The sequence below is a fragment of the Pseudomonas capeferrum genome (assembly GCF_000731675.1).
In the GTDB taxonomy this organism is placed as follows: Bacteria; Pseudomonadota; Gammaproteobacteria; order Pseudomonadales; family Pseudomonadaceae; genus Aquipseudomonas; species Aquipseudomonas capeferrum.
The window spans coordinates 1,860,185-1,885,743 of the sequence record NZ_JMIT01000001.1; the positions used below are offsets into that span (position 1 = coordinate 1,860,185).

Below are 25,559 nucleotides of genomic sequence, written 5' to 3' on the forward strand. Positions count from 1 at the left end.
GGCAAATTCCCAACTTCGGTTATTTTTTTGGAAATTTAACAATTCGTAGCCCCTCAAGCCGATCGATTTCTTTTTCAAGTTTTGCAACATGCCGTAACAACATGATTTCACGAGCAAGAATTTGGTCTACTTTTAATGGATCAAGCAGCTCGACTTGTTGTGTAGCCCAGCTAACCCACATTGCCAATGCCATTTGAGTTGCTTCGCCCGGAGGCGAAGCTTCGACTGCCGCCTGGATGAATGCTCGCAGCCCTTGAGCGCGCTCCCAGCTTTCCAGATTTCTCATCAGATTTTGACGCAGCTTCTCCAACCGACGCTGCTGGTCAATTCTCTCTGTGCGCACTCGCTCCTCCTCTGCCCGTCGACGGCGACTAGCCTCATCGGATGATCGTTGGGCTTTCACGGAAGCGGCAATACGAACAAAGCCTGTAAGGATCTGACCAAGCTTCGATTCGAGCGTCCCTGTTTTGCTGTCCGTCCAAGTTTTTTGAATCAGTACTTCGGATCGCGCGTCGACGATAAGGGAAAATACGCCAATGGGCTCCCGCCCAAAACGAGCGGCTCTCATCGCGGCAAAGTCAGGCTCCCATCGCTGCCCTGGCTTGAATGGTTTGGGAGGGGGCGGTGGAATATCGAAGCGTTTTATGCGCTCCTGGATCGTGATCAGTAGCTCTTCCCCGTCGACTCGCACGAAGCTAACGTTACTACCAATACCGCAGGTGTACCCCGACGACTCACTGGCTTTGATCAAGCTGTCGTAGAGAAGCGCGCAGCGATCCACCTCAGTCCGGGATATGTGCGAGTTCAATACCTTTGTTTTGTCGAATACCAGTGCATTGTTGAGCTCTTTGGCCTTCCTCGCTGCACTTAGGCATTTTTTTACCGACGGATGGGGGTCAGATAACTCCGTTGGCACGATCAACATCTTAGGGTTTTTGATCACATTCTCTGGCTTCAGCCTGACAGCCTTCTCGACATTTAGAACGTGAAACGTGATTGGCGTGGTAGAGGTTGGAGGCTTTGGACGACGCGGGCGTTTCGGGGCTGGCTTGGCCCAGTGACCCCGGGTAGGCAACGTGATCCCCGCTTTGCGGTAGGCCTTCGATAAGCCCACATCCGAGATACCTATTTCCTTCGCGATGATCTGAACGGGTCGCTCCCACACCATTTCAAATAGCTGCTGAGGTGTGAAGGTCTTTTCGACGTACATTACTCGTCCTTTGTGGCATCCAAAGCGTTGTACCAATCAGCGTATGGCGAAAGGTCTACCCGACAGCGATTGTAGTCCGGGCTGCCGTCGTGCCACCAAACGGGCCAACCTTCCGACGTTTTGCGGAGTAATCTGCTTGAGAGGACTGAAGCGCTGGGCATTATGGTCGCCCCCATAGAACGGCCAGTTTTGGCCAACTTGCGCTATTGATTGGGGCTGCTCCGCTTGAGCGAAGGATGCTAGCAATGCAGTGGAAATCGCGACGGCAAGGCCGCCGCTGCATGTGTAGGTGCAAGACATGAAATACCTCATTACGCGTAACTGAGCGGGGCACGGCGCAAGGCCGGAGACAGGAGCAGAATCAACACCATGATGACAGTCATAGCGACCAGACGAGGTATCAGCCCCCACCAGTTCAGCCCTACCTCCCACAGTGCCCACACTACGGTCAGGCCCTAGATCACTGCGAACAGATGGAGCGCGCCGCGCCGCCGCAGCGCGACCAACACCGGACATATCACTGAGCCGGTACCAGGCAATCGGGCCGTAGGTAGCAATGCTGAACCGTAATAGGAGTCTGCACCCTCTCCGGTTATCACCTGAAAATCTGCGGCAAACCTGCCTTGACAAAAAAACTGTGATCACATATCACTTAATGAGTATTTCTTGTCTACGCACGTCGTAGCCAAGAAAACTCATTAACAAAAACAAGACAGGACGAATTGCTATGAACGTGATGAAGCGGCTAACACCCTATACCGGATTGAGGGTCTTGATTTCCGGTGGGGCAGCAGGCATTGGAGAATCGATCGCGGCTGCATATCTCGAAATTGGGGCAAGAGTCCATGTATGTGATGTAAGCGAGCAGGCGATCGCAAAATTTCGTGAGTGCTATCCTGACGCTTTGGCCACGCTGGCTGATGTCTCCGACTCTGCTCACGTGAAGCGCGTCTTCGAAATACAACAGGAGTGGGTGGGTGGACTCGATATACTGATCAACAACGCAGGCATCGCAGGGCCGACCGGGGGAATCGACAAAATTAGCGATGCCGAGTGGGAACAGACAATAGACATCAACCTCAATGCACAGTATCGCTTCGCGCATCATGCTGTCCCCCTGCTGACGAAGTCAGAACACGCACACATCATTCACATCTCATCCGTCGCAGGGCGCCTAGGTTATGCTTGGCGGACTCCTTACGCGGCGACCAAATGGGCAATTGTAGGGCTGATGAAGTCTCTGGCTGCAGAGTTGGGTGAAAGGGACATTCGAGTCAATGCACTACTACCAGGCATTGTCGAAGGCCCTCGACAGGATCGCGTCATCAGTGATCGCGCCAGGCAGTTAGGAATCTCCGAGCCTGAAATGCTCGAACAAACGTTGAACAAAATATCATTACGCCGCATGACTCCACCGGAGGATGTGGCAGCAATGGCCTTATTTCTATGCTCTCCTGCCGCGCACAATGTGACAGGTCAAGCGATCAGCATCGACGGTAATGTCGAGTACCTGTGATCAAGCTTTCGCAATAGATTTACAACGGCTCGCCCCTAGCCTAGTTGTCGAGCCGTTTATTAAGCATGTGCATGTTTGAATGGCAAATTGCTTTCATACCACATCAGAACACTTACACCGGATCACACCCCATTGAGCAGTGTGACACCGATAACGTCTGTTTCCTTTCCCGATGCCCAGAGGAATTTATTAATTCCTCATAGGCCAATTTATTCTGTCGACCTCGAATCGCCGGCATCTACTGAAAGCTCTGCTAGAAAACGACTTGAATTAGCAACGTATCCCTGTGCGTTGGCCCGCAGTCCAGCTTGCTGTTCCTCGCTAAGTGTGCGAACCACCTTGGCAGGCGAGCCCAGCACCAATGACCCATCCGGGATGACCATTTTCTCGGTGACAAGCGCCTTGGCGCCAATGAGGCAGTTCGCACCTATGATTGCCCCATTCAAGACCACCGCTTGGATCCCGATCAAACTACCATCTCCGACTTGGCATCCATGGAGCATGGCCTGGTGGCCGACAGTGACATCCTTCCCCAGCGTCAACGGAAAACCAGGGTCGGTATGAAGAACTGCTCCATCCTGGATATTGGAGCCTGCACCGATGTGTATCAGTTCGTTGTCCCCACGAATCACTGCGCCGAACCAGACGCTGGATCCTTCTGCCAGATGCACTTGGCCAATGACTGCAGCCGTCGGTGCTATCCAACTCTGCGGATGCGCTTGAACGCTGACGTCGCTCAATCGATATTTCATAGATCACTCCCATTTTTTGTGATTTAGGTCGGCGCGGTGACGCTTGTTTGCAATGGTGTTGCAAGCTACTGAAAAAACAACTCCTAAGCGCATGCCCAAACGAATGGGCGGTCTTAGGTTGATGAGAAAAAGCTAGGCTGGTCCCTGCGCAGGTAGTGTTGGTCGCGACTGAGAATGCCTGCGACAGAGGCCCACACTGCGACTCCGACTACCCATAAACGGCGTACTGCATTTCTGCGTGGGCAGTGCCTCATGCTCCACCCAATCTGGTGACCACTGGGATAGTTCTCCTCGATAGCACGTGTGCAAGTGCGCTGTGCAACGTAGAGATGTGTCGAGCGAGCGCATTCTTTGGAGAAAATTGCGCAGCAGTGTGGCGAGAAGGCTATCCACGATAGAGCCTGTCCAAGCGAACCCACAGCTGAAGTGCGCTCATGACCGTCCTCCAGTCCGATTTTTATTTATGCCGATGCTATCGACTTGACTCTGAGCCTACCCTGCACACAGTGATATGTGATCACAGTATTGAGTGATAAACAAGAATGGTTTCGACGGTAAGAAGGCCGATGAGCTAGCTCCGGCATTTATCCACCCGGATAACGACGAACTCGAGCAAGACGCAGCTTCCTGTCGAAAAACGGGACAGCGCCTTACGATTTTATAGCGCCATCACTGCTGTGATCACAGATGCCTTATTGTTCTATGCCCAAGGGTTGAATCTGCTTATACTCACTCCATGAACATATCCACACTCGTAACGCCCATGATCCGCCAGACCCTCAGTGCGGACGTTTATGCCCAGCTGCGTGATCTGCTGATAAGTGGACGCGTTATGCCTGGGGAAAAGCTCTCCCTCAGATCTCTCGCGGACGCTCTAGGTGTTAGCGTCATGCCTGTGCGAGAGGCTGTTCACAGGTTGGTCGCTGAGCAAGCGCTTGAAATGGCGGCTAATCGATATATTCGCGTTCCTGTACTGACAGTCAGCCAATTCCGGGAAATCACCAGTATCCGGTTGAATCTGGAGGGGCAAGCTGCCGCTCGTGCTGCCGAGCTTGTTGATTCGCAGACGCTGGCTGAGATAGAAAAGATACACGAGGCATTTTGCGCGGAGTTTGCAAAAGGCGCTCCCGATGAGTCACGGCTGATTACACTGAATAAAGAATTGCATTTCGCAATTTATAACCAGGCGGACATGCCCATCCTGCTCCAGATAGTTGAGTCCTTGTGGCTGAGAATAGGGCCTATCATCAACTATGACCTACGATCTGGCACTGAGCGTGTGGTTCAGCGAGTGCAAGCCAGTCATCACGCAGCGATGGTTGATGCTTTAAAGAAGGGGGACTCCGTTGCCGCCCGTGAATCGCTGCAAGATGACATCAAAAGTGCTGCCGAGTTTATCCTGAATACAGGGGCGCTGATCGTTGCCGATGCGCACAAACCTGTAGAAGCTGATTAAATCCACCAACATGTTTTAAAAAGAGTCGCCCTGGTATCAGGGCGACTCTTTTTTTGCTCGCTTATTACATCTGAGCGCCGATCATCCAAGGCACTGTTTCTTCATTGCCGACGCCCAACGCCTCGCTTTTAGATTTTTCCCCAGAAGCCACGCGTATGAGCATGTCGAAAATCTCTTTACCCTTCGATTCAAGGGTGGCACCGCCATCCATGACATCCCCGCAGTTGATGTCCATATCATCCTTCATGCGAGTGTACATTTTGGTATTAGTCGCAAGCTTGATCGAAGGAGCAGGTTTGGCGCCAAAGCACGAGCCGCGTCCGGTGGTGAACGCAACGAGATTTGCGCCGCTGGCGATTTGGCCAGTGGCACCCATAGGATCATAGCCAGGCGCATCCATGAACACCAAGCCTCGGACTGTAATGGGCTCGGCATAACGATAAACGCCCATGAGTGCTGACGAACCACTTTTGGCAACTGCGCCTAGAGACTTTTCAAGAATGGTCGTCAGGCCGCCGGCCTTGTTACCAGGCGTGGGGTTGTTATCGATACTGCCTTTTTCGCGGTCTGCGTAGCTTTCCCACCATTTGATAAGGTCGACGATACCCTGGCCGACCTCACGGGTTGCAGCGCGACGAGTTAGCAGGTGTTCAGCACCGTAGATCTCCGGCGTTTCGCTAAGGATGGCCGTTCCACCTTGCGCTACGAGCATATCGACAGCCACACCGAGGGCGGGGTTGGCCGTGATGCCCGAATATCCGTCTGAACCGCCGCACTGGAGCGCAACGGTCAGGTGCCGCGCCGAGACCGGCTCGCGTCGGCACTCGTTGGCAACCGGCAGCATCAATTCCACAGCGGCAATGGCGGCATCCGCTGCCTTGCGGGTTCCGCCAACGTCTTGGATGACCACAGGAGCGATAAGCTTGCCGGTATCGATGCCCTGGGCCATGAACAGCGCGCCCATCTGGTTGGCTTCACAGCCAAGGCCGATGACAACCACGCCAGCGAAGTTGGCGTGCTTGATGAACCCGCCTAGCGTGCGCCGCAGTTGGTTCACCCCCTCGCCATTGTGCTCTATGCAGCAACCGAAGCTGTGGGTGATCGGCACCACACCGTCCACGTTTGGGTAAGCATCCAGCACACCGTTTCGCGAGAAGTGTTCAACCACCATTTTGGTAACAGTGGAGGAGCAGTTCACCGTGCTTACTACCCCAATGTAGTTTCGAGTTGCTACTCGCCCGTCAGCGCGGACGAAACCTTGGAATGTCACAGGAGAGGCTGCAGGCGACGCGACTTTGGCATCCTCGCCGAACGCGTAGTCTCGGTCGAACGTCGCCATCTCCAGATTGTGCGTATGCACATAATCGCCTGGCTCAATGGATTTAGTAGCAAAGCCAATAATCTGGCCGTAACGCAGAACAGGATCACCTGGGTTTACGTGTGCAAGGGCAATCTTGTGCGCTGCGGGGACATCGGCGAACACCACGATATTACCGAACTCCGTAACCACGGTTCCTTGAGGTATCGAAGCACGTGCGATTGCAACGTTGTCGTCGGGATGTAGTTTAAGTACCAGGGATGTACTCTTCATTTTGTCCTCGCATTATCAGTAATACACGGCGCAACCTGGGACAATACAATGTTGTCCCGCGTTTTTGTAGTAATCGTTTCTTGTGCCTGACGTAGTTTCAAACTCAGGAATGCGGCGAGCGTTAAAAGAGCCGCTACAATGATGAGTCCATTCTTCGTACTCCCAGTAGTTTGCTCAACGAAGCCAAGAAGTGAAGGGCCGAAGAAGCCACCAGTAATACCAAAGGTATTCACTAACGCCAGACCCGCCGCCATACCTACTCCCGCCAGCCTTGAGCTGGCGAAGAGAAATATCACAGGCTGAACAACGAAAAACATCGATGCCGTAAGGGTAAATCCTATTAGTGCTATCAGTGGAGTGGTATAGGCCGCGAGGGTCAATCCAGCCGACATCAGGAGCAGACCACCGAACATTATTTTGCGTGAGATTTTCGGAGTAGTTGCATACTTTGGAAGAAACGCTGCGCCGAGTGCTGCTGCTATCCATGGGATTGAGTTTAACAATCCTATCTGTAGCGATGACAAGCCTCCATACGTGCCGATGATGCCGGGCAAGAAGAAAATTACTGAATAAACACTAACTTGGTGGAGGAAGTACACCGCAATAGCAAGCCAAATTTGAGGGATTTTAAGAACACCCTTAAAAGAATGACCAACATTGCCGGAGGCGATTTCTTCATCATGTTCTTTTTTCAGAACTTGCTCTACTTCAGTGGCTTGTTCCTTTGATAGCCAAGTTGCCGTAGATGGGCCGTCCGGAAGCTTTCGCCAAATCACGACGGAGAATAGAACAGCTGGAATTCCCTCCAAGAAGAACAGCCACTGCCAGCCGTGCCAACCCCAGATTCCATCCATCTCTAACAGCAGCCCGCCAACCGGCCCGCTGATGATGTTCGCGAGACAGACCCCGATTAGAAAATAGCCACTTGCACGTGCCCTTTGCTCACGACCAAACCAATAGGTTAAATAGAGCATTACACCTGGGAACAATCCGGCTTCAGCTGCGCCCAGTAGTGCGCGGGCAATGTAAAACGTAGTCTCATCGGTAATGAAGGCCATACCGGCAGACAACAACCCCCAGGTGATCATGATCCTGGTGATCCAGAGTCGGGCACCTACCCGATGCATGATCAGGTTACTAGGTACCTCCATGAGTGCATAGGTAAGGAAGAAGAGCCCTGCACCGAAACCGTAGGCGGCAGCGGAAATACCCAAGTCTACTGCCATGTGTGTTTTGGCAAGTGAAATGTTAGTTCTGTCTAGAAAGCTTATAATGTAAGCAACAATTAACATCGGCATCAATTTGCGAAACATTAAAGCGTTCAGCGACTGTCCCTTTTGTGTTTTTGTATGGGTCGTAGCTAACATGATTCATGTTCTCCTCATGAGGATAAATTGCTAAGGCGCGAGTGTTGTGCCGCGACCTTTAGTTATCAAAATATCCTCTAGATAGGCTTTACGGGGATGAATACCCGCGTTTAGAAATTGACGTTATCGCCACCTTTGAGCTTCAGGATTTCCCTCGCGTCAGCAGGTGTCGCCACTTCAAGTGAAAGCCCTTCGAGAATTTTGCGCATACGCGAGACTTGATCGGCGTTGCTTTTTGCCAATTGGCCCGGCCCGTCCCAAAGCGAGTCTTCAAGACCCACACGCACGTGTCCTCCAAGCGTGGCTGATTGAGCACCAATGCTCATCTGCTGCTTTCCTGCTGGAAGAACCGACCACTGATAGTCATCTCCGAAAAGACGATCAGCTGTGCGCCGCATATGCAGGACGTCCTCAGGGTGCCCGCCGATACCGCCCAAAATGCCGAAAACCGATTGGATCAAAAACGGGGGTTTGATGAGGCCACGATCAATGAAATGTGCAGCGGTGTAGAGATGCCCAATGTCATAGCATTCGATTTCAAAACGGGTACCGTTCTCACTGCATGACTCGAGGATGTGGGCTATGTCGGTAAATGTATTTTTGAAAATGCGGTCATGGCTGCCGGCGAGGTATGGTTCCTCCCAAGCGTGTTTGAACTCCTTAAACCGATTGAGCATTGGGTAAAGACCCATGTTCATCGTGCCCATGTTCAGTGAGGCCACTTCCGGTTTGAACTGATGTGCTGGACGAAGTCGATCTTCAAGCGACATTGTCGGTGCGCCACCTGTAGTCAGGTTGATCACCACATCGCTAGCCTCTTTGATAGCGGGTAGAAACTGCTTAAATAGTTCCGGATCCTGAGAGGGGCTGCCATCAATTGGATTACGAGCGTGTAGGTGAACAATTGAGGCACCAGCCTCAGCAGCACCAATCGCCGCTTCGGCAATTTGACCTGGTGTTACCGGCAGGTAACGGGACATAGAAGGCGTATGTATTGCGCCGGTGACCGCGCAAGTGATGATGACTTTACGAGCCATGGTGATCTCCTGGTTACTTTTATTTTGGTGTTCAGGATGGAGTGATGTCGTCAGGAATTTGGTGCTTGACGCTTGTGCGCAGCGAGAGCCATAAGGCGGCGGTCACGCCAAGCGGATCGCAAGGCAATTCCTTCGAGTTCAAGTTTTTGGCGGCGCTCGTCATGTACTCGAGCGACTGCTGATTCCGACCAGTCAAAAGCATTTTCGGAATTGATCGTTTCGCGATTTTGCTGACCGTAGCGTTTGGCATAGTCAGATACGCCGGCAGGGGCGTTGAGATCGATGGTTTCGAAGGGGCCCATAAATGACCAGCGGAGGGCGAGTCCATCCTTGAGCACCCGATCAATGTCCTCCGAGCTAGCAAAGCCTTCCTCATGCAATTTGAAGCATTCGTTGAGGACTGCGGCTTGAACTCGGTTCAACAAGAAGCCATGGATCTCTCGGGATAGAACGACAGGGCTCTGCCCAGCTGCGGTGTAGATCTCATGCGCTCGAACCATCACCTCAGATTCTGTCCACGGCGCAGGGCATAGCTCTACAAGAGGAACTAAGTAAGGCGGGTTGGTAGGGTGTGCAACTACGCAGCGCCCCCGACCTGGTAGATCTTTAGTGAACTCGGAGGCCGGTAACCATGAAGTTGAACTGGCAAGAATCGCGTCCTTGGGCGCCAACGCATCCATTCGACTGAAGATGTCGATTTTCGCCTCTACCGTTTCCCGAACGTTTTCCTGTACAAGCACCACGTCACGTAGCGCATCAGCCAAGTCGGGAACGCAAGTAATGCGTGCCAGTACGGTGAGAGGGGCGTCATTAAGAAGATCGAATTCTGCGAGCTCATTAAGTCTCGCTTCGATGTAGGCATGGCTGTTCTGCATTGTCTGCAGATCCATGTCGTGCAAACGCACCGGATGTCCTGCCCGAGCAAAAACAATCGCCCAAGCTCGCCCAATCAAGCCCGCGCCAACGATTGCAATGGGGCCACGCTCGGTCGCAGATGAAGCTGTAGTTCGCATGATGTTCTCCAAATTTTGTATTTATGTTTAGGAGTAATCGTTTGAGCGGTTGGTGATCAAAGCTGACGCACAGATGCTCGCTCTGAGACAGATGCTAACCACTGTGATCACAGATCACAAGCAAATATTTCCGATTGTCAGACGATCGGCTATGCAGGCAATTTGAAGGTCGAGAGAGCACCTTCAGACGGCATGAGCCCCAGAGGCTCGACGCGCTTCAGGTTTGTTGTGCGGTAATTGAATAGGCTTTTCGGGATCGAATCTTCGCGTTCAATAAATGCAGAAAAGCCCGCTTGCCGAGCGGGCTCCTCAATCACATCGTTCAGTCGGCGTGGCCGTGACCCGCTTCACGAAGGAACGCGCGTACCGTGTCACAGAACTCCAGCGGGTTTTCAGTCATTGGATAGTGGCCAGTACCTGCAAGCACGGCGATCTTACTGCCGGGAATGCGAGATGCTGTTTCCTCAACCTTCTCTTGGTACACCAACCAATCCGCGTCACCGCGCAGAAGTAGAACAGGCGCTTTGATCTTTCCAACCTGTTGCCGCTGATCAAAGTTCGCATAACCTGTCAGGTCACCTTTCATCACCTGCGGCGTGGTGCGCGAAATCTGCCACACCACCTCCTTCGCACGATCTGGTGGAGTGCGATTGCCCGTCATCGAACGAGACCAGGCACCGATGATCTCTGGCCCATTCATGAGCAACATATCGAGGAAGAACTCCGAAACCGTTGGGGTGAAATCTGCCCCTTCGGCTGAGATGATTGCACTGTACGCATCGGGTCGACGTGCCCCCAATTCCAGCACCAGATTGCCGCCCATCGAGCATCCCATGATGGCGGGTTTCTCAAGTCCCAAGGCCTCCATAAGGTGCTCATTGAACTCCGCATGGCGAGTGAGGCTGTGAAATGGGCCTGATTCGGGTAGCTCTGATTTGCTGTGCCCGGGAGCGTCAATTGCAATGACGCGGAACTCATCTGACAGACCGTCCAGTACGTGCCTGTACATTAGAGAATCTTGTGATGCCGCGTGGAAGCAAACGAGTGGACGTCCCTCCCCTGCTTCTTCGTAGTAAACGCGAATCCCATCCACGGTGATGTACCGTCCTACCGTCTCTTTGCCCGACGGCTTCGGCCCGGGAGAATAGGAGAGCGGAGGGTTTGTATCGGTTTTCCCTACACGCTTCATTGCGTCGAACGCGCGAGCCATCACATCTACGTACTGCCATGCAGCGACCACGTTGCCCTCAAGTTCAAGTTTTCCCAATCCAGGGGACAACGCTTCAAACCAGTCGATCTTTCCGTCAAGAACGCGCTGCCACTCATCATCAGCACCAGACACGATGATGTCAGCGCCCAACGGGCTTCCTTCCGGGTAAACCGCAACGACTTTACCGGCGAGAACCGCAAGCGTTGAGAAACCTGTGCTGTGCTTGAATTGAATGCGCCCATCAAAATAGCGAGCAGCGGCAGTCCAATCAGCATCACCGTTTAACTCGTCGGCGAACTGGCCCAACCATTTGGCATCATTAATAAGGGTCATGACTTTCTCCTAGCTTAGCTATCCCCAAGGGATTTTCTTGTAAATGCAGGTACGATCGGTTCGTTACAAACCCATATTGCAAGAGGACTTCGATACCAGCGCTTTGTCGTACTTAAGAAACCAGCCGGTAGTTTCACGGGTGAAGAAAATGGTAATGATGGCTGCCAGTACCATGAGGCCGGAAATAAAGTAGAGCGCGTAGTTGTAGCCCGCAGACTGCTCAAAGCCACCACCTGCGCCGATGAACATCCCGATCACGAATGGCCCAAAACCACCGGCGTAAATACCGACGTTGACGATTGAGCCCGCCAGGCCAGTCGTGCCTTGCTTCGCAGAGTCAAACGCAATGGCATAGACCAACGTGTAGGGCGCGTTCATTGCGAACCCAGCAAACAACTGAATCGCGATAAGCCAAGTCAGGCTGACGGATGAGTATTTGAAGAGGTACATGCCCACCGCAAGCCACGCGAAAACAAGCACTAGGCAAAGTTTTCGGCCTGCACGGTCTGAGATCCATCCCCAAACGATCTGGCCGATACCACCGGTGATCGTGAAGAGCACCGAGTAAGCAGCCGCCTCTGCGAAGTTGTAATGGGCAACAAATGCCAGGTACTGGGGTAACCAGAAGCTGATGCCGAAGTAGCCAACGATTGCGAACATCGAGATTAGAGCGATAGCTGAGATGTTCGGATTTTTCATTGCAGACTTGAACGCGCCTTTGGGCACCTCCACCACACCCTTTACAGCTTCCATTGATGGAGGGGTCTCACCCACGGCTTGAGCGTGTTCAACAAAGGATTCGTAACGCTTCTTCGTACTGAACCACCAGTAGACCGAAAAGATGATGATCATCGGCACAGGGAACAGCAGGAATGCCAAACGCCAATTTTCCGGGCCGTAAGCGTGGAGTAGAGCACTGATCGCCAAGCCACCGATCAATGTGCCCCAAGGGTATCCGGTGTGATGAAGTCCTAGGGCGAAACCACGGCGCTCCTTCGACCACCACTCAGACAAGGAGGTGACTTCGATGGCTTCGCCAGCACCGCCAAATGCGTGAGAGATCACTTGCAGCGCGACCAGCACTCCAAGGGAGCCGGTCAAGAAATTGAGGCCGGTCAGAAAGGTGAATAGCGTGTAAGCAATCACGATTGGCAGGTGGCGGTATTTTCGCATCCATCCCTGACCGCCTTTATCAGCCCAAATCATGCAAGGCACGGCTATCAAAGAGGTCGCGATCGTGATGAAAGCGGCAAGCAGCCCTGTCAGCTCAGCGCTTGTCTTGAACTCGCTGGTGATGGAGGGCAATACCATGAAGAACATCTGGCGGGAGTTGGCATCCATGGCATACACGAGCCACAAAAGGGCCATCGCGCCCCACGAGGCTGCACCTGCTCCTTTTGGCACACGATTGACCGCAGGTAATGCTTCGATTTTGTCTTGAGCAAATCCCATGGGGATATCTCCGGGTATTTATTTTTATTCTCCGGCTGAGGATCGGTGTTTTGCACACATACGCCTCAACATCCGAGATGATCCAGCACTTGTCGTACTGCTCACCATGGACAGAGGTTATGGCTCAATTTCAGGGCTGAATATAGCTGGCAAAGCACACCTGCTGTGACCACCAGGAACAGGTCAGTGGCACAAAATCGGAGAGGTGCCAGCGAAGCATTTGGCTAAGTAATTACTGTGGAACAGGTCTCAAATTTTTGAGAGCTCTGTTGAGCACAGAGCAAGAGGGAAATTATCAGAGCGGTGGAGTATTGGCTCCCTTGTGCAGGAGCCAAAGTTGCACGCTTGCGCGGAGGTAGAGTGAAAGTAAGCGCCGAGCCGTAGTGGCTATCAAACCGCTCCGGGTAGTCGTCTCACGATTTTCCATGGATGAGCAATCCATTTTTCCTGAAAAAACTCGATGAACACCCGGATGCGAGGACTCAGATGCTTACGGTCTGAATAAAGCAGGTAAATAGGCTCCAAGATCTCCGCTTTGCACTCGTCAAGCAGGAGCACCAGCGATCCGTCCTGAATGTCTTTTCCAATGTGGAAATCTGCAAGGCGGACTATACCCGCGCCTGATTTGGCCATGTCCCTAAGCAGTTCGCCTTGGGTAAACGATCCTCGGGGCTTCACAGGGGTCGTCACACCCAGACCGTCCTGGATAAAGGCCCATTTGTTCCAAGGGCTGGCAAAACTGAAGTTAAAGCATCGATGATTCATCAGGTCTTGTGGCTGCTGCGGTGTTCCGTACTTTTCCAGATAGTCAGGTGAAGCACACAGCAACCATTCACATTCGCCTATCTTCTTTGCGATTCTGGAAGAGCTCGGAAGAATCCCGCTATGGATGGCTATATCCAATCCCTGCTCGAACTGGTCAACGAACTGAGCGCCTAACTGAATCTCGACATCAAGACCGGGATAAGTGTCGAGGAATTCCGGCAACCAAGGCACGATCTGCTGCTTCGCAAAAGAGGTCATCGTGTGGATCCGAAGCGTGCCACTGACCCTTGACGGAAGCCCTTCTGCCAGAGAGTCAGCTTCACTCATCGCCTCAACCACAGCTTTCGCACTGCGCAGATAAGCAGCCCCCTCCTCCGTAAGGGTGAGGACTCGGGAACCCCTCTGGAAAAGTCGAACCCGAAGCCGATCCTCTAGCCGCGCTATCAATTTACTGATGGCCGACGGAGTCATCTCATGCGCCCTGGCGGCAGCAGAAAAACTTCCGCACTCTGTTGACCAGATGAAGGCTAGCATTTGAGAGTATTGATCCATTTCGGTACGCTCCTTACGCGACTGAATCTACCTGTTTATCTACACAAAAAACGCGCCGTAGCGCGTTTTTTTGAACCAGAATCAGCGAATGAACTGCTCGATATAATCGTCCGGCAAGCCCAAATTTTTGTAATGGCTGCGGGCAGCTTCCAGCTTGGTGAAAACGTCTTCATAGCCAACCGCGACACCCTGCGGGTCGACGTAAGTGTAGCCACCCTGAACGTGGAACCAAGTAATCATTTCTTCGACATCTTCAGGGACGAAGAGAGTGTGGGTCTCCCCTGGCGGCTCGAATGCAAAGGAGCCCTCATCAGCAACCCAATCGTGTTCGAGGTAGTACCAGCGCCCCTTCAACACGATCGCATGCACTGCACCTGAGTGGCGGTGACGTGACAAAACCCCGCTCTGCCGCACTCGAAGCAAGTTGATGTAGTACCCACCGCTAACGCTCAGCAGCAGTGGTTTGAAAGATACTGACTTGGTGACAGGCACCCAGAGACTATCGTCTTCGAGCCAAGTGGTCATAACGCCTGGATGCACCATGTCTGGAGACATGAAAGGCACCTGCGGCAAAGCATAGGGAATGGCAAGTTCATCAGGTTTAACGGGCGTATTCATTATATTTTCTCTCAACGTGTGACTGGCGAGCGAGCCAGGATTTCAATCGCTGAGTGAGAGTAGGTGATGCTCTCGCACAGGAGAATACTCAGAAATTCACACCATCTGTGACCACTCGTCACAGCGCGTAGGGCTCATCCCGTTGAAGGCCGCGACTTATCTAAGACGCCTACTGCGCACGAGTTCAAGCGATTGACCCAGCAGATTTTTCATTGAGTGGATACCGGCCACCCGTGGATCGCGCCCCGTCAGAGGGGACACATTTTCCCCAATACCTTCACTACCATGCAGACCTGTTCATCTGAAAGCCGCTTACACAGTAGTAATCGGCTTAAAATAATGAGGTTTAGCAATGACTTCTCTCAGCCCTTCCCTTGAGCTCAGTCCCGAGCTTGCAGCTCACCCGGCCTATTCGCGAGTGTTCCAGCCCGAAGGCCTCACCTTCGGATACATCATGCCTCTTGAAGGCTACCCAAATTCGCCGTTCCCTACTTTGCAGGATCATCAGCGCCTTGCTCGAATCGCAGATGAGGCTGGTTTTGCAAGTTTATGGATGAGGGACGTGCCCTTCTACGATCCAAGCTTTGGTGACACCGGGCAGATGATCGACCCCTTCGTCTACCTTGGATATTTGGCAGCCGTAACTAAAAAAATTGCTTTGGGAACGACAGGAATCGTTCTTCCACTGCGCGAGCCGTTGATCGTTGCTAAACAATCTCTGTCGGTTGACCAGCTCACCGGTGGACGATTCTTGTTAGGGCTCTCCAGCGGAGATCGCCCGATTGAATACCCAGCATTCGGGATTGATTTCGAAGCGAGAGAAGAACGATACCGGGAAGGCTTCGAGCTGATTAAGACAGTCACTGAAAACAGCTTCCCAAGCGTCTCAACCAAACTTTTCGGCCAGCTGGAAGGCTTGCTAGACATGGTACCCAAGCCAGTTGGCCCTCGACTCCCCATGATTGTCGTAGGCCGGGCCCGTCAGACGCTTGAGTGGATCGCCAATAATGCCGATGCCTGGATTTGGCATCTGAGCGACTTCAATCGTTTGCCCGGTCTCATCCGCGAGTTCCGTTCTGCCAGTCAGACCGGCAAGGCAAAACCATACGGCTACGCGACGTTTTTCGATCTGGCGAAGGATCCGAGCACACCGCTGGAACGCGGATACAACGGAATAAGGATCGGGCGTAATGCTCTCGTGGATCTCTGGAAACGGCAACAGGATGAAGGTGTTTCACACGTCGCACTGAATATCAAACCTCTGCAGCGACCAGCCGCTGATGTCCTGGAGGAGATGGCTGAGTATGTCATGCCACACTTTCCCATAGGCCAACCTGTCTCGCAGGTGACCCAGTGACCGGCTCAAGTGATCGCACCGACATTAAGGGCGTTATAGCCACCTTTCTGGAAGCCTGGGAGAGCGGTTATTGGGAATCTGCTGGGGATATGTTCACTGACAATTGCCAGCTGGTTACAAGCCACATGTCCGCTCATGAGGGTGGACGCAAGATTGTCAGAGCTTTCCAGCAAGACCGTGCCAAGGCTGATGGCTTTTCAGTGAAGGCAACCAATCACTATGTGGGTGGTGGAGAAACCGACGCCAAATTCAGTTTCTACGCATATGGCCATATCAGCAAAGCCACAAAGTCGGCCACGCTCGGATTTGGAATGACTGTCACAGGCTCTATGAAAAAGACAGCAGGCACCTGGCGCCTCGACAGCGTGCTGATTGCCTTGAATTGGATAACCGGGGACTACTCGCTTGCAATTCACTGGCAGCTTCCACCTGGTGACGACGGATGGAGGATTGGCGACCCAGCCCCGACCATCGTTAGCGAGCTGAATTCGCCATGGCTTGCTTTCCCTAACTCAACGGCTTCGGTGACCAGTGCGGAATGTATTGCTGAAACCTACGCTCGTTACTCGTGGGCGCTGGATCAAGCTGACATGCAGCTGCTTGCTCATTGCTTTACCAACGACGCCGCTGGCGACTTCCAACCGATGGGCCTTATTGAAGGGCGCCACGCGATCATCGGCTCCTTCAAAGAATTTCGCAGGCCCTGGCCGTGGATGCAGCATTTCGCGGACGTGCTGGAGATCAAGTCCGACGAGGAAAAGGGTGTAGCGGAAATGATTGTCGGCAGAGTCATTCCTGGAAACTCACACACGCAAGATGGCACGCCTCTCTATGGCGCGCATTACCGGATGCGACTTCGTCGCGAGCATGAGGGATTCTGGCAACTGACCTGGAGCGAGTACCGCCCAGGCTGGTTCAATGCCAATGAAGCACCAAGAGTTTAGTCTCTTCCTGAAAACACTCTAGGGCCGTGGCGCCGTACTATCTCGGACGACGAGTTCGATTTGTATGCGCTCGCGGCGTGCAAGTTGGCGCCCCTCGATCAGCGCAACGATGTTGTTGGCGCTGCTGATACCAATTTTCGAAGTCGGCACCCGGACGGTCGTCAGGGCTGGCACGTAGGCAGCCGCGAACTCGATATCATCGAACCCGCTGACTGATAGTTCTTTGGGGACGTCGATCCCATTGGAGCGCGCTTCCGCCAACGCTCCGATACAGGTGAGGTCAGTGCTGCAGACAATGGCTGTAGGCTTGGGGTTAAGCTCCATAGCAATCCGCAGCCCGGCGCGCCCTCCCTCAATCGTGAATGGCTGCTCAATAATCCGTTCACTTGAAAGCTCTATCCCGGACTCGAGTAGCTGAGCGGTGATTCCTTTCAGACGGTATTTTGCCCGTTCGTTGTTAGAGACAACTCCACTGATCATCGCGATACTTTGATGACCAAGGCTAAGCAAGTGCTTGGCTATCAATCGACCACCCTCCTCATTGCTGAACCCCACGCAGTGATGGTCGTGAGCACCATCTAGCGACCACATGAGAATGAATGGGCATTGGGCGGCAGTTAGTGCTTCATAAATTTCAGGACTATGTTCAGTACCCACCAACAGTAGGCCTTCGACACCCCGCTCAATCATGTTCCTTACGTTCACCAGTTCTTGCGCCTGGTCGTATTCATGGGAAGAAATGATCAGGTGATACCCAAGCTCCGTTAGCCTTAACTGGAGGGCCTGGACAGCTTCAGCGAACGCAGGGTTGTTAAAAGTAGGAAACACGGCTCCAATGCTGTGCGTGCGCCTCGATGCCAAAGCACGCGCAGCCCCGTCTCGCACGTACCCTAGCTCTTGAACAGCTGCTTGTACTTTGGCCAGCGTTGTAGGTTTCACTAAGTGCGGGACAGCCAATGCTCTTGAAGCACTCCCCATCGAGACGCCCGCCAATTCAGCCACATCCTTGAGCTTCGGTTTCTCGATTTTTTTCATTGGAGATTCAGCATCCTCGATCGTAGCGCGGAGACAGGACGATCAGAAGAACGCCCTCGATTTTCACAGAGGATGATAAGCCAACAGCCTGCCGTTCGGGAGCCGTTAATTGGAGAGAAAAACCTGAGTGCAGCATTTCTGCTGCCCCCAGGCAAAGACACTTATTTAATGACGATTGGATTCACAGGAGCGCCGGTTCCACCTACGACCTTTAGAGGAGCTGCGGTGTACAGGAACGTCCACTGACCGTCCTCAGCGCAGTCCTCAGCGAGGGGATCAAGCTGAGCGATCTCAGTGAGAGTGATACCCAAGTTCCTCATGAGTGCGTTGTGCAACGGCAACGCAACCCCTGACACGGGATCGACGGTGACTTCGTTAGCGATGGTGTCGGTGACAATGTTCGGAATTTCCATCTCCTGAAACCACTTCACCAGCTCAGGGCTGTAAGTCAGGCCAGGCTCGATAAAGTCTTTGTAAAACTCTTCCGGATCGCGTTTATAAAACGAGCCAATCCATCCAGTGCGGATGATGAGAATGTCGCGCTTGTTGATAGAGACGCCTTGAGCCCGGGCCGCAGCCATTAGATCCTCATGGTTGAAAGTTTCACCTGCATCCAGCACGTCTTTACCACGGTGGCGCGCTATGTCGATCAGAATGCCTCGGCCAACGATGCCTTTTTCACCCAGCGGAGCAACGCTCGCCTTGGCCAGGGAGCCGATAGTGGTATCAGCGCTGTACCCATTCCAGATCTGGTCGTCGTACCAAACGTGGCCGAGCGCGTCGTATTGAGTTGAACCCTGAAGGTGGAAAAACATTACATCGTCGGCGAACTCGTACGAGCCTGGAAAGTGTGGGCCCTTGCCGCAGTTGTAGTGGCCACGATCCATGATATTCATGCGCTTTGACTGAGAGCGCCCAGGCCAGACCGGGTCACCTGCAGGATCAGCCATCCGCACCTGCAAAGTAAATGTCTTGCCTTGCGTGACCTCTTTGACACCTTGGAGCACCTCGACACCTGTGAGGTAGTTGAGTGAGCCAACCTCATCATCCGGCCCCCACTTACCCCAGTTCTTAGGGGAGTCTTTGAGCAAGTCATGAATGTGCGGAACGGTCTTGTCTGTCATTTTCTGAGCCTCTTTTATTATTGGATTAGCTGTACCGCATTAGCGGTTAGTTGAAACGTTCAAATCGTTGTCCCAGGTCGTCGGCACGAGCGAGTCCTCGGATGAGTCGTTCAGCGGTAAGGGCTGGCGCCATATTTTTCGCGTAAACCGCACCCAGTGTTGCCTGGACAACAATGTCCAGTTCCTCAGAGGTAAACGGAGACGTCTGGCCAAGGCCGTCGAGGGTGACGGGAAGATTCACATCATTCAGAAGCTGAGCGACCTCTAGGATGTCTGAGTCTGGGCGCTCTTCGACCGACATCTGCACCAGCGTCCCGAATGCGACAAGCTCACCATGTAGCATGGAAGTAATCGCAGGAATTGCCGTAAGACCTCGCACAAGCGCATGAGCTAGCGACAAGCCGCCACTCTCGAACCCAACGCCACTGATAAGGACGGTTCCTTCAACAACCCGCTCGACATCATCATTAACCTCGTGCCGGCCTACTGCTTGGTAAGCGCTGTACCCGTAGGTCATAAGCGTCTTAAACACTGCCTCTGTTAGCAACAATGCAGTGTTCAACGCTGGAGTACCAAATGAGTTATTGCCTCCGGCAGACTGACATTGTTGCGCCTCAAACTTTTTACTGATGGCGTCGCCGATGCCTGCGGCGAAAAACCTTGCAGGCGCACGGACAATCACTTCGGTGTCCACGACTACTGCAGAGGGGTTCATGTTCAGGTACTCGACACCAACGACCTTGTGCGTTTCGTCGTAAAGCACAATCAAACGGCTGGTTGGGGCGTCGCTGGAAGCGATGGTCGGGCATACGACAATGGGGACGTTGAGCTGAGCAGCCATCCCTTTAGCCGTGTCAATTGTCTTACCCCCGCCCAAAGCGATGATGGTGTCTGGCTTGTAATCTGCTGATCGCTCACAGAGAGACGCAATTGCAGCTTTAGTGCATTCACCAGGAAAAACGATACTGTTCGCATCGAAGCCATGCTCTGACAATGCATTCCCTACCTCAGGCCACAGATGCCTCGAGACGAACTCGTCGCACAAGACCAAAGGGCGCGATTGCCCCATATCGGAAAGGATTCTGCCAAGCTGCTTTAGTGCGCCTGGCCCTTGCTCGTATCGGCCAGGAAAACCCATTGTTCGAACCATGCCATCACCCGCTGCTGAAAAACTGTGAGATAAATCGTTACGTTGAATACGAGCCCGGCTGGATCAGCGCATCAACCAGCCACCAGCCACATCCACGACTTGGCCCGTGATGAAGTCGCTGTCGTTTGAAGTCAAAAAGCATGCTGCTTTAGCTACCTCAAGTGGCGTTCCAAGACGGCCCAACGGAGTCTCATCAACAACTGCCTGGTTCGCTTGCGCAGAAACGGTTTTCAGAAGCGGCGTTTCGATGCGTCCCGGGGCCAGCGCGTTTGCCGTAATCCCATAAGGCCCGAGCTCACCTGCCAGATGACGGGTAAAACCGATAATTGCGGCTTTGGTGGCGCTGTAATGCGCCGCAACGATAGGGAGAAATGCGCTGCCAGCAACGGAAGACATGTTCACGATTCTCCCAAAGCGACGCTCGACCATCCCCGGTGCGAGTGCTCTAACCAAGTTGAACGAGCCAGTGAGGTTGATGCCGACGACCCGATCCCACTCCAGGGGATCCATCTCCCAAATCGGTGCGGGTGCCCCCTGATGTTTGGGAGACACGCCTGCATTGTTGATCAAGGTGTCGATAGGGCCGAGCTGCTCGCTAAACTCAGCACAGGCTCGACTGCATTGATCAAAATTTGCGACGTCAGCTTTAGCCCAAGCCACCAAATGTCCGGCAGTACAGAGTTGCTGGGAAAGCTCAGAAACTGACTGTTCGTCGAAGTCTACCAAGGCAACCCGCGCGCCCTCCTCGCAGTACAGCCGGGCAATCGAGGCACCGATGCCCCCTCCTGCCCCGGTAATAAGAACTGTGCGACCTGTGTGTCGAAGATTCGTCATGCCAAATTCCCCGCGCTGAACAAACAGAAACAAGACGCGGTGATGCTCACACGCGTCCGATGCCGCACTGGCTCACCGAAAATTTCGGGTTCATGTAAGCGGGTGGTGTTAGGAGATTTGTGTGGCGAAGCCAGTGCCCCCGCGCCGGAGCGGTCGGTGACTCTAGATAAGAGAGTGGCGAGGGCTGCCCACGTGCTTGACCGAGCGCAGGCTAATGATGCAGTGACCATCATGATCTCCAGATTTGCCTAGGAAAACGGCAAATATGAATCGTTTCATTCTCGCAGCCTGCGGACTTAAGCCAACAAAATCTGCGATCTTTTCACGACTATATTTTTGTATTTATTCTCGAAAGAGATATTTATGAAGCGCTTCATTTTTAGTCTGATATTTGACCGCTGTCAAGCGGTCTGCACGGTCACTTCCCCAGCAAGGAGCGCCAGTAGCTCCTACGAAACGCATTCATGAGCATCTGCGCCAATCCTATTGAGGATGCGAAAAACACCGGCGCACTAAGCCCCTGACGCACTGGCCCCTTCGGCAGATGAGCTGAACACGGGCGCAGTGCTCACGCCTGGAAGTCGATGCTCAAGTGAAATGAATATGCGATGCATATGTTAGGTATCGACTAGCCGCGCGGGCTTCGCTCACGGGTCAGACAGAGTGAATGCGTTCCGCAGAATGCTGCTCCCATGGTGGGCATGGTGACCAAGCCTCCACGAGCTTATCGATGAAGAGTCGAATTTTTGGAGAGAGGTGCCGCTTGCTAGGGTAGATCACCCGAATAGGCTCTGCGGCCTCTGCATACCCAGCGAGCAATTGAACAAGCTTGCCGCTCCTCAAATCGTCGTTCACCACGTAGGAAGGAAGAGTCGCGATGCCCAGGCCAGCTACAGCTGACTGGTGTAATGACTCAGCACTGTCCATCTGTAGCCTTCCACCATGAGTAACGGACACAGCGCTACCATTCTCGCGAAAATTCCAAGGAAGCAATCTCCCACCGCTCACGAAATGCAGGCACTGGTGCCCGGTTAAATCCTCAGGCGTTTTAGGCTCGGCATGCTCAGCCAAATATTTGGGGGAAGCGCAGGTAATCATTTGTTGGTAGGCCACAGTGCGCGTTAACAACCGAGAATCTTCCTTCGGTGGCCCGATGCGCATGGCCAAATCAAATCCCTCATCAATCAAATCGACCAGCCTGTCAGAAAAGGTGATATCCACGCTCAGGGAGGGCCAATCCTTAAGGCAGTACTCAATGTGTTGAAGGACATGAAGTCTGCCAAGCGCAACCGGCAAACTCATCCGCAGTCGCCCACTGGGAGTCGAACGACGAAACGCAAGGGCATCCTCCACGTCGTCCAGATCCTGAAGAACGCCCACACAGCGCTCATACAGAACCTGGCCGTCATCCGTCATGCTTAAACTGCGCGTAGTGCGATTCAGTAAACGTACCTGTAAACGAGCCTCGAGCCTGACTATCGACTTCCCCACTGCAGAGCGCGTAAGGCCAAGCTGTTTTGCCGCCGCAGTGAAGCTTCCAGCGTTTACCGAGCTTACAAACGCGGCGATATCGTTCAGGTTGTGGAGTTCCATACGGCCTCAGTGATCTCAACGTTCGGGCGGCTTAGCACCAGTTATGGGGAACCCTATTCCCCAATACTAAGCATAATATCTCAATTAGCTAATCCACTCCCAACGATCAATTGAGGTCATTATGAACACCAAAGTCCAAGCAGCCGTCCAAACCTGGGCCAACAGCCTTAGCGATCTGGTACCCGTTCTTAAGGGAATCGATACCACCACAAAAATGAGCGACATTCGCGACTCTTACGCAAAAATGCTCGCGCAAAATCCAGCGCCAGCTGGCGTTAAATTCGAAGCAGTCGACATGGGTGGCGTACCCGGCACACTGGTTACCCCGGACGAGATCAAGACTGACGCAGTAGTGATGTACATCCACGGCGGCGCTTACATTGTAGGTCGTCCAGACGGCTACCACGGCATCGGCGGCAACTACGCGAAAATGCTCGGTGCTCGCGTGTACATGCCGGACTATCGCCTTGCCCCTGAGCACAAGTTCCCAGCCTCTATTGACGACACACTGCGCGCATACGAGTGGTTGCTTGAGCAGAAAATCCCAGCTAACAAAATTGCTTTCTCTGGCGAGTCGGCTGGCGGCGCGATGGTTGTCAGCGTCATGGTTGCGGCTAAATCGAAGGGGCTTCCATTGCCTGCGGTTGGCTCCTCCATCTCGCCATGGGCGAACCTGGAACACACCGGTGCTTCCATGAGCAACCGTGAAGGTCTGGATCCTCTGAACTCCAAGCCTGTCTTGGACATCCTCGCCAGAGCATTCCTAGGCGACACATTGGCCAATCATCCTCTGGCCTCACCTGTGTTCGCGGACGTCACCGGTCTTCCACCAATCTTGGTGCAGATCGGCGAGAACGAGCTGATGTTGAGTGATGCAATGCGCCTTGCAACTCACCTGGCTGATAACCGAGTTCGCGTGAATTTGGAAGTATGGCCTGCGATGTTCCACGCCTGGCACTTCTACGCCACCATGCTGCCAGAAGGTCAGCAGGCAATGGAGAGTTCGGTTCGCTTCATTGAGACTGGCCTAGCCGACGCTAACCGCTAAAACGCAGATCAACCGCGACGGTTTTCCCGTCCGTCGCGGTTGAGCGATTGGCCATCGCACTCGCGAACGTCTAGGACTATTGCTCACCGAGTCAGTGGCAGTCCAAAGCTGATCTACCCGCGTATTGAAGCTCTGGCTCATCATCTCCCGACACATCCCCCATTGCGGATCGACCGGCACACTAGCCAACCTCACCGTACCTCTGCCCCAGCGCCCATTAATAGCGTCCAAGACCCCCATCATCTTCTCGGTAGCCACTGGCTGTGAAGCAGCAAACAAGTCATAGGTGTATTCGCCTTGCGAGTTTGCTCAGAGTTTTGGTACCAGCGATGCCTACACCTACTGCTGGAAAAATTCAGTTGAGAGCCCGATGACATCAAAGCAGCTTACGAGGCTGGAATTGAGGGGCTGCTGGAGGTGTTACAGGGAGACGAGCCTAAAGTAAGCCGTGCGGTAATACTCGATACATTTGCGCACGTCCTCGGCGCCTTGATTCTGTCTCGAGCCTGCCCGGACGATTCTCCGCCTGCTGATGAAGTGCTAAGCGTGTGTCGTGAGCAGATCTTGGACAAATTGGCGCCATAAGGGCGATAAAAAGCAGGTGCAGCAAGGCGGCCAGCCTGTCCGATATTACGAGCTGAACTTGAAGCTTGTCCCGAAATGACAGGAGTTCCGAGCCCCCATCTAGCATTCAAGGGACAGCTAACTCGTTGAACAGCCACTGCTTGAACTGAGTCACTGCGTGCGGTTGCCTATGCCGCCGAGGATGCACGAGGTAGTGGCCAACGTAGCGGACACTGTTACTGACATGCCGAAGCGGGCTGACCAGCCGACCGCTTGCTAGCTCCTTCTCAGCCACCAGGTCAGACTCAAGTACTACTCCCAGGCCGCCAGCTGCTGCTGCAATACCCATGGAGCTTCGATCGAACGCCAAGCCATAGCTTTTCGGTGGATGCATTCCATTGGCCGCAAACCACCCTTTCCATTGCACAGATTGCCCATCGCTCTGGATAAGAAACTGGGCGTACAGATCCTGCGGCGAGCGAAGATGCTGGGCAACTTCAGGACTGCATAGGGGCGTTAGCTCTTCGATACGCAGCGGCGTCTTTTCGTGCGAAGAGACCCTGGGTTCGCCATAGACGATGTCCAAGTCGAAATCATCGTTGTCGAACAGCGCATAGTCAGTACTGGCGGATATCCGCAGGTCGATGCCGGGATGATCACGCAGAAAGCCGGCTAGGCGCGGCACCAACCACTGGCTGGCGAACGTCGGTGCCACGTGAAGGCGCAGCGGCACTGCGGGCTCATTAGTCGCAATCGCCAATCCCCGGCTCATCTCCTCGAAACCACGCTGCACATGATCCAGCAGCATGGCGCCCTCGGTTGTCAGCGCCGTATGTCGCGTACTCCGAGTGAAAAGAGAGACTTCAGCGGCGACTTCCAATTTGCGTATGGCATGGCTTACCGCGCTTGACGACAGATCCAGCTCCTTTGCTGCTTCTACAAATGAGCAGGTTCGACCCGCCGCTTCGAACACCCTCAGGGCTGAGAGCGGTACCTTTTTCAAGATCTTCATTGGTGAATCCGATTCATTAACTGACG

The 25,559-nt window shown here is 53.4% G+C and carries 22 protein-coding genes and 1 pseudogene; 5 read left to right on the forward strand and 18 right to left on the reverse strand.

The features are described from left to right. Positions 1-19: 19 nt before the first annotated feature. Together PC358_RS08330 and PC358_RS28555 are read right to left on the reverse strand one after the other, a co-directional pair. The gene (locus PC358_RS08330) at positions 20-1,210 is read right to left on the reverse strand and encodes a hypothetical protein (RefSeq protein WP_050506079.1); all 1,191 of its coding nucleotides are present in this window, start codon (positions 1,208-1,210) and stop codon (positions 20-22) included. Between the two features lie 36 nt (positions 1,211-1,246). Beyond that, positions 1,247-1,726 carry a hypothetical protein gene (locus PC358_RS28555; protein WP_476748382.1) on the reverse strand — a complete coding sequence of 160 codons (480 nt, stop codon included), beginning with the start codon at positions 1,724-1,726 and terminating at the stop codon, positions 1,247-1,249. 211 nt (positions 1,727-1,937) lie between these two features. Between PC358_RS28555 and PC358_RS08335 the strand changes: the two genes are divergently transcribed. Next, complete coding sequence (locus tag PC358_RS08335) at positions 1,938-2,726, forward strand: SDR family oxidoreductase (protein ID WP_033698800.1); 789 nt, start codon at positions 1,938-1,940, stop codon at positions 2,724-2,726. Between the two features lie 209 nt (positions 2,727-2,935). Here the strand turns inward: PC358_RS08335 and PC358_RS08340 are convergent, their stop codons facing one another. Next, entirely contained in the window at positions 2,936-3,478 is a 543-nt protein-coding gene (locus PC358_RS08340; protein ID WP_033698801.1) for a gamma carbonic anhydrase family protein, read from the reverse strand. A 763-nt stretch (positions 3,479-4,241) separates the two neighbouring features. Between PC358_RS08340 and PC358_RS08345 the strand changes: the two genes are divergently transcribed. Next, a complete protein-coding gene (locus PC358_RS08345; protein ID WP_241380763.1) occupies positions 4,242-4,934 on the forward strand; it encodes a GntR family transcriptional regulator in 693 nt (230 codons plus the stop codon). Between the two features lie 64 nt (positions 4,935-4,998). Here the strand turns inward: PC358_RS08345 and PC358_RS08350 are convergent, their stop codons facing one another. The 8 genes from PC358_RS08350 to PC358_RS08385 form a co-directional block, all read right to left on the reverse strand. Then, entirely contained in the window at positions 4,999-6,525 is a 1,527-nt protein-coding gene (locus PC358_RS08350) for a UxaA family hydrolase (protein WP_033698803.1), read from the reverse strand. Continuing rightward, the gene (locus tag PC358_RS08355; RefSeq protein WP_033698805.1) at positions 6,522-7,892 is read right to left on the reverse strand and encodes an MFS transporter; all 1,371 of its coding nucleotides are present in this window, start codon (positions 7,890-7,892) and stop codon (positions 6,522-6,524) included. Before PC358_RS08355 ends, PC358_RS08350 begins: the two co-directional genes overlap by 4 nt. 110 nt (positions 7,893-8,002) lie before the next feature. Next, positions 8,003-8,929, reverse strand: a complete 927-nt coding sequence (gene kce / locus PC358_RS08360) for a 3,5-dioxohexanoate:acetyl-CoA acetone transferase (RefSeq protein ID WP_007913166.1) — start codon at positions 8,927-8,929, stop codon at positions 8,003-8,005. A gap of 50 nt (positions 8,930-8,979) precedes the next feature. Then, entirely contained in the window at positions 8,980-9,942 is a 963-nt protein-coding gene (locus PC358_RS08365) for a 3-hydroxyacyl-CoA dehydrogenase (RefSeq protein WP_012313604.1), read from the reverse strand. Between the two features lie 322 nt (positions 9,943-10,264). Next, complete coding sequence (locus PC358_RS08370) at positions 10,265-11,485, reverse strand: alpha/beta fold hydrolase (RefSeq protein WP_033698809.1); 1,221 nt, start codon at positions 11,483-11,485, stop codon at positions 10,265-10,267. Between the two features lie 63 nt (positions 11,486-11,548). After that, positions 11,549-12,937, reverse strand: a complete 1,389-nt coding sequence (locus PC358_RS08375; RefSeq protein ID WP_012313602.1) for an MFS transporter — start codon at positions 12,935-12,937, stop codon at positions 11,549-11,551. A gap of 390 nt (positions 12,938-13,327) precedes the next feature. After that, a complete protein-coding gene (locus PC358_RS08380; RefSeq protein ID WP_033698811.1) occupies positions 13,328-14,254 on the reverse strand; it encodes a LysR family transcriptional regulator in 927 nt (308 codons plus the stop codon). 81 nt (positions 14,255-14,335) lie between these two features. Continuing rightward, the gene (locus PC358_RS08385; RefSeq protein WP_033698812.1) at positions 14,336-14,872 is read right to left on the reverse strand and encodes a 2,4'-dihydroxyacetophenone dioxygenase family protein; all 537 of its coding nucleotides are present in this window, start codon (positions 14,870-14,872) and stop codon (positions 14,336-14,338) included. A 352-nt stretch (positions 14,873-15,224) separates the two neighbouring features. Here PC358_RS08385 and PC358_RS08390 point away from each other — a divergent pair, with 352 nt between their 5' ends. Beyond that, on the forward strand, positions 15,225-16,229 hold the full coding sequence (locus PC358_RS08390) for an LLM class oxidoreductase (protein WP_033698813.1): 1,005 nt from the start codon (positions 15,225-15,227) through the stop codon (positions 16,227-16,229). Continuing rightward, complete coding sequence (locus tag PC358_RS08395; protein ID WP_033698814.1) at positions 16,226-17,173, forward strand: nuclear transport factor 2 family protein; 948 nt, start codon at positions 16,226-16,228, stop codon at positions 17,171-17,173. Before PC358_RS08390 ends, PC358_RS08395 begins: the two co-directional genes overlap by 4 nt. 18 nt (positions 17,174-17,191) lie before the next feature. Here the strand turns inward: PC358_RS08395 and PC358_RS08400 are convergent, their stop codons facing one another. The 5 genes from PC358_RS08400 to PC358_RS08420 all read right to left on the reverse strand — a co-directional run bounded on the left by PC358_RS08400 (position 17,192) and on the right by PC358_RS08420 (position 22,909). Then, entirely contained in the window at positions 17,192-18,208 is a 1,017-nt protein-coding gene (locus tag PC358_RS08400) for a LacI family DNA-binding transcriptional regulator (protein WP_033698815.1), read from the reverse strand. 161 nt (positions 18,209-18,369) lie between these two features. Beyond that, positions 18,370-19,332: a cyclase family protein gene (locus tag PC358_RS08405; RefSeq protein ID WP_012313596.1), complete on the reverse strand. Its 963-nt coding sequence runs from the start codon at positions 19,330-19,332 to the stop codon at positions 18,370-18,372. Positions 19,333-19,378: 46 nt separating this feature from the next. Further along, positions 19,379-20,482, reverse strand: a complete 1,104-nt coding sequence (locus PC358_RS08410; RefSeq protein WP_033698816.1) for a glycerol dehydrogenase — start codon at positions 20,480-20,482, stop codon at positions 19,379-19,381. A 63-nt stretch (positions 20,483-20,545) separates the two neighbouring features. Continuing rightward, positions 20,546-21,316: an SDR family oxidoreductase gene (locus PC358_RS08415; protein ID WP_012313594.1), complete on the reverse strand. Its 771-nt coding sequence runs from the start codon at positions 21,314-21,316 to the stop codon at positions 20,546-20,548. Positions 21,317-21,970: 654 nt separating this feature from the next. Continuing rightward, entirely contained in the window at positions 21,971-22,909 is a 939-nt protein-coding gene (locus tag PC358_RS08420; RefSeq protein ID WP_033698817.1) for a LysR family transcriptional regulator, read from the reverse strand. Between the two features lie 121 nt (positions 22,910-23,030). Here PC358_RS08420 and PC358_RS08425 point away from each other — a divergent pair, with 121 nt between their 5' ends. Further along, entirely contained in the window at positions 23,031-23,957 is a 927-nt protein-coding gene (locus PC358_RS08425; protein WP_033698818.1) for an alpha/beta hydrolase, read from the forward strand. A gap of 99 nt (positions 23,958-24,056) precedes the next feature. On the opposite strand, the pseudogene PC358_RS28115 reads toward PC358_RS08425, so the two are convergent. Both PC358_RS28115 and PC358_RS08430 read right to left on the reverse strand, forming a co-directional pair. Further along, positions 24,057-24,254, reverse strand: a pseudogene (locus PC358_RS28115) (DUF4113 domain-containing protein); the annotation flags it as partial. A gap of 394 nt (positions 24,255-24,648) precedes the next feature. Beyond that, entirely contained in the window at positions 24,649-25,533 is an 885-nt protein-coding gene (locus tag PC358_RS08430; RefSeq protein ID WP_081874726.1) for a LysR substrate-binding domain-containing protein, read from the reverse strand. Between the last annotated feature and the right edge of the window lie 26 nt (positions 25,534-25,559).

Coding starts and splice junctions, on each gene's coding strand:
- kce (WP_007913166.1), bottom strand. CDS start 8,929: ATGGCTCGTAAAGTCATCATCACTTGCGCGGTCACCGGCGCAATACAT.
- PC358_RS08420 (WP_033698817.1), bottom strand. CDS start 22,909: ATGGAACTCCACAACCTGAACGATATCGCCGCGTTTGTAAGCTCGGTA.
- PC358_RS08380 (WP_033698811.1), bottom strand. CDS start 14,254: ATGGATCAATACTCTCAAATGCTAGCCTTCATCTGGTCAACAGAGTGC.
- PC358_RS08390 (WP_033698813.1), top strand. CDS start 15,225: ATGACTTCTCTCAGCCCTTCCCTTGAGCTCAGTCCCGAGCTTGCAGCT.
- PC358_RS08385 (WP_033698812.1), bottom strand. CDS start 14,872: ATGAATACGCCCGTTAAACCTGATGAACTTGCCATTCCCTATGCTTTG.
- PC358_RS08430 (WP_081874726.1), bottom strand. CDS start 25,533: ATGAAGATCTTGAAAAAGGTACCGCTCTCAGCCCTGAGGGTGTTCGAA.
- PC358_RS08370 (WP_033698809.1), bottom strand. CDS start 11,485: ATGACCCTTATTAATGATGCCAAATGGTTGGGCCAGTTCGCCGACGAG.
- PC358_RS08375 (WP_012313602.1), bottom strand. CDS start 12,937: ATGGGATTTGCTCAAGACAAAATCGAAGCATTACCTGCGGTCAATCGT.
- PC358_RS08415 (WP_012313594.1), bottom strand. CDS start 21,316: ATGACGAATCTTCGACACACAGGTCGCACAGTTCTTATTACCGGGGCA.
- PC358_RS08330 (WP_050506079.1), bottom strand. CDS start 1,210: ATGTACGTCGAAAAGACCTTCACACCTCAGCAGCTATTTGAAATGGTG.
- PC358_RS08355 (WP_033698805.1), bottom strand. CDS start 7,892: ATGTTAGCTACGACCCATACAAAAACACAAAAGGGACAGTCGCTGAAC.
- PC358_RS08335 (WP_033698800.1), top strand. CDS start 1,938: ATGAACGTGATGAAGCGGCTAACACCCTATACCGGATTGAGGGTCTTG.
- PC358_RS08345 (WP_241380763.1), top strand. CDS start 4,242: ATGATCCGCCAGACCCTCAGTGCGGACGTTTATGCCCAGCTGCGTGAT.
- PC358_RS08410 (WP_033698816.1), bottom strand. CDS start 20,482: ATGGTTCGAACAATGGGTTTTCCTGGCCGATACGAGCAAGGGCCAGGC.
- PC358_RS28555 (WP_476748382.1), bottom strand. CDS start 1,726: ATGTCCGGTGTTGGTCGCGCTGCGGCGGCGCGGCGCGCTCCATCTGTT.
- PC358_RS08425 (WP_033698818.1), top strand. CDS start 23,031: ATGAACACCAAAGTCCAAGCAGCCGTCCAAACCTGGGCCAACAGCCTT.
- PC358_RS08350 (WP_033698803.1), bottom strand. CDS start 6,525: ATGAAGAGTACATCCCTGGTACTTAAACTACATCCCGACGACAACGTT.
- PC358_RS08365 (WP_012313604.1), bottom strand. CDS start 9,942: ATGCGAACTACAGCTTCATCTGCGACCGAGCGTGGCCCCATTGCAATC.
- PC358_RS08340 (WP_033698801.1), bottom strand. CDS start 3,478: ATGAAATATCGATTGAGCGACGTCAGCGTTCAAGCGCATCCGCAGAGT.
- PC358_RS08405 (WP_012313596.1), bottom strand. CDS start 19,332: ATGACAGACAAGACCGTTCCGCACATTCATGACTTGCTCAAAGACTCC.
- PC358_RS08400 (WP_033698815.1), bottom strand. CDS start 18,208: ATGAAAAAAATCGAGAAACCGAAGCTCAAGGATGTGGCTGAATTGGCG.